9 protein-coding genes and 1 pseudogene are annotated in these 10,323 nt (G+C 72.4%); 6 read left to right on the top strand and 4 right to left on the bottom strand.

The genetic code is table 11. The features are described 5' to 3' along the window. The 6 genes and pseudogenes from ABZ318_RS37345 to ABZ318_RS37320 all read left to right on the top strand — a co-directional run. Positions 1-594 (top strand): annotated as a pseudogene (locus ABZ318_RS37345) (UL36 very large tegument protein); the annotation flags it as partial. Positions 595-1,265: 671 nt separating this feature from the next. Continuing rightward, complete coding sequence (locus tag ABZ318_RS37340) at positions 1,266-2,108, top strand: nitrilase-related carbon-nitrogen hydrolase (RefSeq protein ID WP_356906872.1); 843 nt, start codon at positions 1,266-1,268, stop codon at positions 2,106-2,108. After that, positions 2,105-3,388 (top strand): aspartate aminotransferase family protein, encoded by a 1,284-nt coding sequence (locus ABZ318_RS37335; RefSeq protein ID WP_356906871.1) that lies wholly within the window; start codon positions 2,105-2,107, stop codon positions 3,386-3,388. The genes ABZ318_RS37340 and ABZ318_RS37335 overlap by 4 nt, the downstream gene beginning before the upstream one ends. A gap of 19 nt (positions 3,389-3,407) precedes the next feature. Next, entirely contained in the window at positions 3,408-3,611 is a 204-nt protein-coding gene (locus tag ABZ318_RS37330) for a hypothetical protein (RefSeq protein ID WP_356906870.1), read from the top strand. Beyond that, a complete protein-coding gene (gene hydA, locus ABZ318_RS37325; protein WP_356906869.1) occupies positions 3,608-4,999 on the top strand; it encodes a dihydropyrimidinase in 1,392 nt (463 codons plus the stop codon). Before ABZ318_RS37330 ends, hydA begins: the two co-directional genes overlap by 4 nt. 10 nt (positions 5,000-5,009) lie before the next feature. Further along, a complete protein-coding gene (locus ABZ318_RS37320; RefSeq protein ID WP_356906868.1) occupies positions 5,010-6,011 on the top strand; it encodes a TIGR03842 family LLM class F420-dependent oxidoreductase in 1,002 nt (333 codons plus the stop codon). A gap of 14 nt (positions 6,012-6,025) precedes the next feature. Here ABZ318_RS37320 and ABZ318_RS37315 read toward each other — a convergent pair whose 3' ends face one another. The 4 genes from ABZ318_RS37315 to ABZ318_RS37300 all read right to left on the bottom strand — a co-directional run bounded on the left by ABZ318_RS37315 (position 6,026) and on the right by ABZ318_RS37300 (position 10,267). Beyond that, complete coding sequence (locus tag ABZ318_RS37315; RefSeq protein WP_356906867.1) at positions 6,026-7,378, bottom strand: hypothetical protein; 1,353 nt, start codon at positions 7,376-7,378, stop codon at positions 6,026-6,028. Between the two features lie 95 nt (positions 7,379-7,473). Then, positions 7,474-8,850, bottom strand: coding sequence for a HAMP domain-containing sensor histidine kinase (locus tag ABZ318_RS37310; RefSeq protein WP_356906866.1), 1,377 nt, complete (start codon positions 8,848-8,850; stop codon positions 7,474-7,476). A 6-nt stretch (positions 8,851-8,856) separates the two neighbouring features. Beyond that, positions 8,857-9,534: a response regulator transcription factor gene (locus ABZ318_RS37305; RefSeq protein ID WP_356906865.1), complete on the bottom strand. Its 678-nt coding sequence runs from the start codon at positions 9,532-9,534 to the stop codon at positions 8,857-8,859. Positions 9,535-9,610: 76 nt separating this feature from the next. Further along, positions 9,611-10,267 (bottom strand): hypothetical protein, encoded by a 657-nt coding sequence (locus tag ABZ318_RS37300; protein ID WP_356906864.1) that lies wholly within the window; start codon positions 10,265-10,267, stop codon positions 9,611-9,613. Between the last annotated feature and the right edge of the window lie 56 nt (positions 10,268-10,323).

Here is a 10,323-nt window from a genome sequence, read left to right as displayed (position 1 = left end):
GCCCGCTTCGGCGGCGCCGCCGAACCCGCCCCCGTGGCCGAGGCCCCCGCCACGGACTCCGCCGAGGCCGACCGCGCCGCGGCCAACGCGGTCTACGCCCTCCGGCGTCTCCGTGCGCGGGGCCGCAGCGGAGAGGCGCACGTCCTGCTCTGCGAAGCGCTCGCCGGACCGCCGGCCCGGCTGCCCGCCCTCGCGGCGGGGCTGCACCGGGCCGGACTCGGCGCCGACTGGTCCACCCTGCTCTGGGAGGCGGCCTCGCTGCCGCCCGCCCGGCTCGCCGCCGTCGCGGGCGTGCTCGCCGACGCGGGGCGGGCGGCCGACTGCGAGCAGCTGCTCCGGCAGGGCGTGGCCCGCCCGGCCGAGGAGCTCGCGGGCGCGTGCGCCGCGCTGCGCGCCGAGGGCCACCACCGCGAGGCGCACGCCCTGCTCACCGCGTTCGTCCGGGTCAGGGCCCCCGAGGACGCCGCCCGTCTCGCGGACGCGGACCCGCACGTCCTGGTCCCCCAACTTCTCGCCGCGGCCCGCGAGGTGTCCCCGTCGCGCGAACGCGACCTGCTCCACGCCCTGAGGGTGGCGGGCCTGGCGGGAGCGTGACGGACGGCGGGCGGGCCGCCGCGCGGACGTGAGCGGCCCTACGGGCACGCCGCGCCCGCCACCTCGCCGGCGCACAAGCCGACGCCCCGACCGGCGGCCCGGGGCTACCGCCCCCGGCCGCCGCGCCGGGCCGCCTGCGCCGGGCTGCCTGCGCCGGGCCACCTCGCCGGGCCGGCCTGCGTCGGGCTGCCGCCCCCGGCTGCCTGCGCCCGGCCGCCGCGCCGGGCTGCTTGCGCCGGACCACCTCGCCGGGCCGCCTGCGTCGAGCTGCCGCGCCGGGCCACCTCGCCGGGCTGTCTGCGCCGGGCTGCCTGCGCCCGGCCACCTCGCCCGGCCACCTCGCCCGGCCACCTCGCCCGGCCACCTCGCCCGGCCACTTCGCCGGGCCGCCTGCGTCGGGCTGCCTGCGCCGGGCCGCCGCCCCCGGCCGCTTGCGTCGGGCCGCCGCCCCCGGCCGCCTGCGTCGGGCCGCCCGTGACCGGGGGCAATCCGTACTGGTCCGTACGTGTCGGTAGGTGTCCGACGTGGACCACTCGGGTATGAAACATGATCGACCCGGCCGCTTCACGGCGGCGGTCTTGCTCCGGGGTGTGACGGGGCTTACGTTCTCCTCCTACGCACCGCGTCTACGTGCGTAGAGGCTCTCTGACGCCGCGCCGAAGGAGCAGCTCATGACCCACGTCGTACGCGCCGCACTCGTCCAGGCCACCTGGACCGGCGACACCGAATCCATGATCGCCAAACACGAGGAGCACGCCCGCGAGGCCGCCCGGCAGGGTGCCAAGGTGATCGGCTTCCAAGAGGTCTTCAACGCGCCCTACTTCTGCCAGGTCCAGGAGCCCGAGCACTACCGCTGGGCCGAGCCCGTCCCCGACGGCCCGACCGTCCGCCGGATGCAGGACCTCGCCCGCGAGACCGGCATGGTGATCGTCGTCCCCGTCTTCGAGGTCGAGGGCGAGGGCTTCTACTACAACACCGCCGCCGTGATCGACGCCGACGGCAGCTACCTCGGCAAGTACCGCAAGCACCACATCCCCCAGGTCAAGGGCTTCTGGGAGAAGTACTACTTCCGCCCGGGCAACGCCGGCTGGCCGGTCTTCGACACCGCCGTCGGACGGGTCGGCGTCTACATCTGCTACGACCGCCACTTCCCGGAAGGCTGGCGCCAACTCGGACTCAACGGAGCGCAGTTGGTCTACAACCCCTCGGCCACCCACCGCGGACTCTCCTCCTACCTCTGGCAGCTGGAGCAGCCCGCCGCCGCCGTCGCCAACGAGTACTTCGTCGCCGCCATCAACCGCGTCGGCATCGAGGAGTACGGCGACAACGACTTCTACGGCACCAGCTACTTCGTCGACCCGCGCGGCCAGTTCGTCGGCGACGTCGCCTCCGACAAGGCGGAGGAACTCGTCGTCCGCGACCTCGACTTCGGCCTCATCGAGCAGGTCCGCCAGCAATGGGCCTTCTACCGGGACCGCCGCCCCGACGCGTACGACGGGCTGGTGCAGCCGTGAGCAGCCTGTACGACCGGCACAAGGCCGTCATCCCCGACTGGATCGCCCTCTACTACCGCGACCCCATCGAGATCACCCACGGCGAGGGCCGCCACGTCTGGGACGCCGAAGGGCGCAAGTACCTCGACTTCTTCGGCGGCATCCTCACCACCATGACCGCCCACGCCCTGCCCGAGGTCACCAAGGCCGTCGCCGAGCAGGCCGGGCGGATCATCCACTCCTCGACGCTCTACCTCAACCGCCCCATGGTGGAGCTCGCCGAGCGCGTCGCCGGCCTCTCCGGCATCCCCGACGCCCGCGTCTTCTTCACCACCTCCGGCACCGAGGCCAACGACGCGGCCCTGCTCCTCGCCACCACGTACCGCCGCTCGAACCAGATCCTGGCGATGCGCAACAGCTACCACGGCCGCTCCTTCTCCACCATCGGCATCACCGGCAACCGCGCCTGGTCGCCCACCGGCCTCTCGCCGCTCCAGACCCTGTACGTGCACGGCGGCGTCCGCGGCCGCGGCCCGTACGCCGGGCTCACCGACGAGCGGTTCGTCGAGGCGTGCGTCGCGGACCTGGAGGACATGCTCGGTCAGACCCGCGCGGGCGTCGCCGCCCTCATCGCCGAGCCGATCCAGGGAGTCGGCGGCTTCACCTCCCCGCCCGACGGCCTCTACGCCGCCTTCCGCCGCGTCCTCGACCGGCACGGCATCCTCTGGATCTCCGACGAGGTGCAGACCGGCTGGGGCCGCACCGGCGAGCACTTCTGGGGCTGGCAGGCCCACGGCCAGGCCGGACCGCCCGACATCCTCACCTTCGCCAAGGGCATCGGAAACGGCATGTCCATCGGCGGCGTCGTCGCCCGCGCCGAGGTCATGAACTGCCTCGACGCCAACTCCATCTCCACCTTCGGCGGTTCGCCGATCACCATGGCCGCCGGCCTGGCCAACCTCTCCTACCTCCTGGAGCACGACCTCCAGGGCAACGCCCGCCGCGTCGGCGGTCTCCTCATCGAGCGCGTCCGGGCCGCCGCGGCGGGGGTCGCGGAGGTACGGGAGGTCCGCGGCCGCGGACTGATGATCGGCATCGAGCTCACCGAACCGGGCACCGACCGGGCGAACCCGGACGCGGCCACCGCCGTCCTGGAGGCCGCCCGCGAGAACGGCCTCCTCATCGGCAAGGGCGGCGGCCACAACACCAGCACCCTGCGCATCGCCCCACCGCTCTCGCTCACCGTCGCCGAGGCCGAGGAAGGCGCCGCGATCCTCGAACAGGCCCTCGGATCCCTCTAGTCGGCAGGGGAGAAGTCCCGTGAGCACCCGCACCCTCGTCCGCGGCGGCCTCGCCGTCACCGCGGTCGACGAACTCCGTGCCCGGTACGCCGAGGCCGACGGCGACCGCGCGATCGACCACGCCTTCCCCATGCCCCTCTCCGACGTGAACGAGCACACGCGCGAGGAGACGGGCACGGTCGTCCAGGAGGGCATCACCCGGGAAGGGAACTTCGGGAAATGACTCGGACTCTGATTACCGGTGGTCTCGTGATCACGGCCGCCGAGGAGATGCATGCGGACGTGCTGATCGAGCACGGCCGGGTGGTGGCGCTGGCGGCGCTGGGAAGCCAGCAGTGGACGGCCGACCGGGTGATCGACGCGTCGCAGAAGTACGTGATCCCGGGCGGTGTCGACGCGCACACCCACATGGAGCTGCCGTTCGGCGGCACGTTCGCGTCGGACACGTTCGAGACCGGGACGAGGGCTGCGGCGTGGGGCGGGACGACGACGATCGTCGATTTCGCCGTGCAGTCGAAAGGGCAGGCGCTGGAAGCCGGCCTGGGTGCCTGGCACGCGAAGGCGGACGGGAACTGCGCGATCGACTACGCGTTCCACATGATCATGTCGGACGTGAACGAGTCGACGCTGAAGGAGATGCCGAAGCTCGTCCAGCACGGCGTGACGTCGTTCAAATTGTTCATGGCCTATCCGGGGGTCTTCTATTCGGACGACGGGCAGATCCTGCGGGCGATGCAGAAGGCCGGTGACACGGGCGGACTGATCATGATGCACGCGGAGAACGGCATCGCGATCGACGTCCTGGTGGAGCAGGCCCTGGCCCGGGGCGAGACCGATCCGCGCTATCACGGGGAGGTCCGCAAGGCGTTGCTGGAAGCGGAGGCGACGCACCGGGCGATCCAGCTCGCCCGCGTCGCCGGCTCCCCGCTGTACGTGGTCCACGTCTCCGCCGAGGAGGCCGTCGCCGAGATCGCCGCCGCCCGCGACAAGGGACTGCCGGTGTTCGGGGAGACGTGCCCGCAGTACCTGTTCCTCTCCACGGACAACCTCGCGGAGCCGGGCTTCGAGGGCGCCAAGTACGTGTGCAGCACTCCGCTGCGGCCGAAGGAGCACCAGGCGACCCTGTGGCGGGGGCTGCGGACGAACGACCTCCAGGTGGTGTCCACCGACCACTGCCCGTTCTGTTTCGTCGGCCAGAAGGAGCTGGGCCGGGGGGACTTCTCGAAGATCCCCAACGGTCTGCCGGGCGTGGAGAACCGCATGGACCTCCTCCACCAGGCCGTCGTCGACGGGCACATCAGCCGTCGCCGCTGGATCGAGATCGCCTGCGCGAGCCCGGCCCGGATGTTCGGCCTGTACCCGCAGAAGGGCACGATCGCGCCGGGCGCCGACGCGGACATCGTCATCTACGACCCGCACGTGACGCAGACGTTGTCGGCCGAGACGCACCACATGAACGTCGACTACTCGGCGTACGAGGGAAAGGCGGTCACCGGCCAGGTCGAGACCGTCCTCTCGCGCGGCGAGGTGGTCGTCGAACAGCGCAAGTACGTGGGCCGTGCCGGTCACGGCACGTTCGTGCCGCGTTCCACCTGCCAGTACCTGAACTAGGAGAACGACGTTGGACTTCGGACTCGTCCTGCAGACCGACCCGCCCGCCTCGCAGGTCGTGGGCCTGATGCGCCGGGCGGAGCGCAACGGCTTCCGTTACGGCTGGACCTTCGACTCCGCCGTGCTCTGGCAGGAGCCCTTCGTCATCTACAGCCAGATCCTGGAGCACACCACCAAGCTGCACGTGGGTCCGATGGTGACGAACCCGGGGACGCGGACGTGGGAGGTGACGGCCTCCACCTTCGCCACCCTCAACGACATGTACGGCAACCGGACCGTGTGCGGCATCGGCCGCGGCGACTCCGCGATGCGCGTCGCCGGCCGCAAGCCCAACACCCTGGCCCGTCTGGGCGAGGCCATCGAGGTCATCCGCGACCTGGCGGAGGGGCGGGAGGCGCAGGTCGACGGCAACCCGGTCCGCATCCCCTGGGTGAAGGACGGCAAGCTGCCGGTGTGGATGGCGGCGTACGGGCCCAAGGCGCTGGCCCTGGCCGGGCAGAAGGCCGACGGGTTCATCCTCCAGCTCGCCGACCCCTTCCTCACCGAGTGGATGGTCAAGGCCGTCCGGCAGGCCGCCGCCGACGCCGGCCGCGACCCCGACGCGCTCACCGTCTGCGTCGCCGCCCCCGCCTACGTGGGCGACGACCTGGCCCACGCCCGTGACCAGTGCCGCTGGTTCGGGGGCATGGTCGGCAACCACGTCGCCGACCTGGTCGCCAAGTACGGCGAACACTCGTCGATGGTGCCGGAGGAGCTCACCGCGTACATCAAGAACCGGCACGGCTACGACTACTCCCACCACGGCCGCGCCGGAAACCCCGACACCGAGTTCGTCCCCGACGAGATCGTCGACCGTTTCTGCCTCCTCGGTCCGGCCGAGGCCCACATCGACAAGCTCCGCCACCTCAAGGACCTCGGCGTGGACCAGTTCGCCGTCTACGACATGCACGACAACCGCGAGGGCACCATCGACGCGTACGGCTCGACCGTCATCCCGGCACTCACCCGCTGACCCTCGCCGTCGGACTACAGGGCGGACGTGAGCCGGGCCGTCGCCTGTTGGGCGGCCGGCGCGTCCTTGCGGTCGGCGGCCTCGCGCAAGGCCTTCAGCGCGGCGTCGATCCGGGCCGCCCGGGCGGGGTCCGTGCCGTGCTCGACCCGGTCCCAGGTGAGTTCGAGGCTGGTCGCGTCGCCGGCGATCGCGCCCGTGTCCCGGGCGGCGCTGTCCAGGGTCGACTGGCGCGCCCACAGCTCCATCCGGGCCGCCTCGACGGTCGCGAGCGGTTCATGGCGCAGGTGCAGGTCGAGGTCGTTCTGGGCGACCCGGAGCACGGCACCGCGGACGAGCGCGGCGTCGCGCGCCTTGACGGCCGCCGTGAGCGAGTCGAGGTCCCGGTCCATCTGCTGGGCGAGCAGTTGGGGCACGCGGTCGGCGGCCCGGTACGCGTCCCAGGAGGCGCGCACCTTCGCCACGGACGCGTCGGTCGCCTCGACGTGCGCCGCGCGGACCGCTGTCGAGAGGGTCATGAGCTCGGCGGGTACGGGGCCCGGTACGACGTCCGTCGGTACGGCCAGCGAGATCGCCTCCAGGTCGGGGCCGGGTTCGTCGATGGTGAGCTCGCCGTACCCGGGGGCGATGACCTTGTCCTCGCGCGTGCCGTCCAGGTTGATCTCGGACGTCCTCATCGCGCCCTTGACGGGTCCGTACGGCCCGGGGACCGTCTGCCCGACGGCCTTGACGGTGACCTCCTCGAAGACCGTGCCCGGGCTGTTCTCCGGCCGGTAGACGTCACCGGCCTTCGGGTCCTTGGGCATGATCATCGCGGCCGGTCCGGTCTTCCCGGCCTGCCACGTGCCGCCGGTGTTCTCGACCACGCCGTTCTCGTAGTTGAAGACGTCCTCGCCGAGGTACCAGACCGATCCGTCGTCGGCCTGCGCGAACCAGTCGGTCGCGACCTCCTGGACCCGCCCGTCCGAGAAGGACACGTACTGGAGCGTGCGTGCCCGGACCTGCTCGCCGTTCACGGTGATCGTCTTGATGTCGGGCAGCAGCGTGAGCTCGGTGCGGAAGGGCTTCTCGTCGACCTGACCGTCGTAGATCACCTGCTGGATCCTGGAACTGGCGTGGAGCGGGTTGGTGATGTCGGTCGGGTGGCTGAACACGGGCGTGCCCCGGTCGACCCGCTTCTGCTCCGGGGCGAGCGGCAGGCACTCGTCGGTCTTCTTGCCGTTCTCCTCCACGATCCGTACGCAGTCGGTGCCTGCCGAGGGGGTCCCGCTCGCGGCTCCGCCGCCGAGGGCGCTGGCGGTGCAGCCGCCGGTCGCGAGGGTCGCGGCCAGGGCCGCGCTCACCGCGGCCGCCGGGTATCTGGTCCTCATGACTGCCTCCTCTGCCGTGACACCGAGGCTTCCACCCGGGTGCTGAAAGGAGCCTGAACGGAACTGAACCGGCCTTCAGGAGCGGTGGCCCGGTCTCAGTCCTCCGGGTCCGGCGGGAGCGTCACCTCGAAGCGGGCCCCGCCCAGCCGTCCGTCGGTCACCGTGGCCGTGCCGCCGTGCGCCGCGACCAGTTCGGCGACGATGGCGAGCCCGAGTCCACTGCCGCCGGCGTCGTCCGCGTCGTCCCCGTCGCCCGGCCGGCGGGACCGCGCCTCGTCGAGGCGTACGAACCGTTCGAAGACCCGCTCGCGGTCCGCCGGCGGCACGCCCGGACCGTCGTCCTCCACGCCCAGCACCACCCGGCCGTCCGGCTGCTCGGCGAGGTCGAAGGCGATCTCGGAGCGCGCGTACCCGGCCGCGTTGTCGCCCAGGTTGCGCACCACCCTGGCCAGGCCCCGCGGGTCCGCCCGCCGCCGCGCCGCCGACACCCCGGCCGTACCGATCCGCAGCCCGGGCGCCGCCCGACGCAGTCGGCGCACCTCGTCCAGGACCAGGTCGTCGAGGTCCACCGGCCGCAGCCGGGGGCGCAGCGCCTCCTCGTCGGCACGGGCGAGCAGCAGCAGGTCGTCGACCAGCCGCTGGATCCGCAGGTCCTCGCTCAGCACGGTCCTGGCCAGCCGTTCGCCCGTCGCCCGGTCCGTCAGCCGGTCGGGGTGGGCGAGCGCGACCTCGGCGTGCTGGCGGATGGACGCCACCGGGGAACGCAGCTCGTGGGAGGCGTCGGAGATGAACCGGCGCTGGGCGCTCTGGGCCCGTTCGAGCCTGTCCAGCATGCGGTTCATGGTGGTGGCGAGGCGGGCGATCTCGTCGCGGCCGGGCGGAAGCGGCACCCTGCGGTGCAGCTCCGCCGCCGAGATCGCCTCCACCTCCGATCTGATGGCCGCCACGGGCGCCAGCGCCCGCCCGACCGCCGTCCAGGTCGCGCCGGCCACCACGAGCATCAGCAGCGGCAGCCCCGTGACCAGCAGCCGGGTGACGATCCGGGTCGACTCGTCGACCGCGATCAGCGTCTGCCCCACCAGTACGGTCCGGTCCCCGCCGGGCCCTTCGGCGGTCACCGCCACCACCAGGAACCGGTCCTCGTCCAGCGGTGTGGTGAGGGTGAACTCGGATCCCCGGCGCGGGTCGGCCAGAGGCGGCAGGTCCTCGGCGTTCGGGCTGCCGGCGACCACGTCCCCCCGGGCGTCCAGGACCTGGACGAACTGTTCGTCCTGCCCGCTCACGGTCAGCGACGGCACCCCGCGCCCCGACTCGATGACGGCCGCCACCTGTTCGGCCCGGTCCTGCACGGTCTGCCGTACATCGTCGGTCAGTTCGGCCCGCAGGAGGGCGATCAGGGCCACCGCTCCCGCGATCAGGCCCACCGCCACGACGAGGACGGCCGCCACGGCCGACCAGAACCGCACGCCCATGGCCGCCTACCCTCCGTCGGGGGACAGGCGGTAGCCGCAGCCCCGCACGGTCTCGATGGACGCCCGGCCGAAGGGCCGGTCCAGCTTGTTCCGGAGGTGCCGGACGTAGACCTCGACGATGTTCGGGTCGCCCTCGAAGGCGTCGTCCCAGACGTGCGCGAGGATCTCCTGCTTGGACACGGTCTCGCCGCGCCGGCGCAGGAGGAACTCGAGGAGGGCCAGCTCACGGGCGGTCAGCTCGACCCGTACCCCGCCCCGGGACGCCTCCTTGGCCGCCGGGTCGAGCCGCAGGTCACCGGCGGTGAGGGCGGCGGGACGCTCGCGCGGTTCGCGGCGCAGCAGCGCACGCAGCCGGGCGAGCAGCACGGCGTACGAGAAGGGCTTCGTCAGGTAGTCGTCGGCGCCGGTGTCGAGTCCCTCCACCTCGTCCCACTCGCCTTCCTTGGCGGTGAGCATGAGGATCGGGGTCCAGTTCCCCTCGGCGCGCAGGGTGGCGCAGACGCGGTAGCCGTTCAGGCCGGGGAGCATGATGTCGAGGACGATGGCGTCGTACGCGTGCTCGCGCGCCCGCCACAGGCCGTCCGTGCCGTCCAGGGCGACGTCGACGGCGAAGCCCTCCGCCTCCAGGCCGTTGCGGAGCCCTTCGGCGAAGCGCTCCTCGTCGTCCACGATCAGAACGCGCATGCCCCGATTGTGACCCGCGTCGCCCGCACCGGAGCTGAAGGGCGCGCGGTGCCGCACGCCCCTCACCGGCCCCGTACTACGGCAGGACCGGCAGCCCCTTCGGGCGGGCAGGCTGCGCGGGCGGGGTGGTGCCGTACACGTCCGGGCTGATCTCGTAGCCGCGCGCGTCCTGCTGCAACACCTCCTCGCGGACGTCCGCGAGCTCCTCGCGGCTGAGCCGGGTGAACTCGGTCAGCGCCAGCGTCTCCGGGTTCGCCTCGCCCACGGGCTCCACCTTGATGTTGCCCACGTGCGGCGCGTAGGACTTCCGCTGGTGGCCGCCCTCGGGGTCGAGCGGCGCGAACTCGTCCGTCACGAGGACGTGCTTGAAGCAGCCGACCGGGACGCAGACGTTCTGGTTGGTCCGGAACACCGTGGCGCAGTCCAGGAAGTCGATCTCGGGCGCCAGGCCCTCGGTGTAGGTGGGGGTGCCCACCCGCGGCCTGGCGAGCATGGCGATGCCCGCCTTGGCGCCCTCCACGCCGGAGATCCAGGTGTCGGGCGCGCCGACCAACCGGCCGTTCTCGTAGATCTCCGGGTACTCCCCGAGGCGCCAGACCGTCCCGCGCTTGTCCTGGGCGAAGAACGCCAGCTCCGACTCCTGGATCTCGTCGCCGTTGAAGTCCTGGTCGAACACCACCACGGTGCGCACGCCGTCGATGACCTTGGTCAGGTCGGTCACCGTCGTCACCACGCGGTGGTCCTCACCGGCTGGTCCTCACCGGCGACGTCGCCGGTGAGCACCCGGGC

Origin of the sequence: Streptomyces sp. NPDC006197, from assembly GCF_040613865.1 — a bacterium.
Lineage (GTDB): Bacteria > Actinomycetota > Actinomycetes > Streptomycetales > Streptomycetaceae > Streptomyces.
Note: the sequence above shows the minus strand (reverse complement) of the source record. Positions and strands in the feature narration are given on the sequence as shown.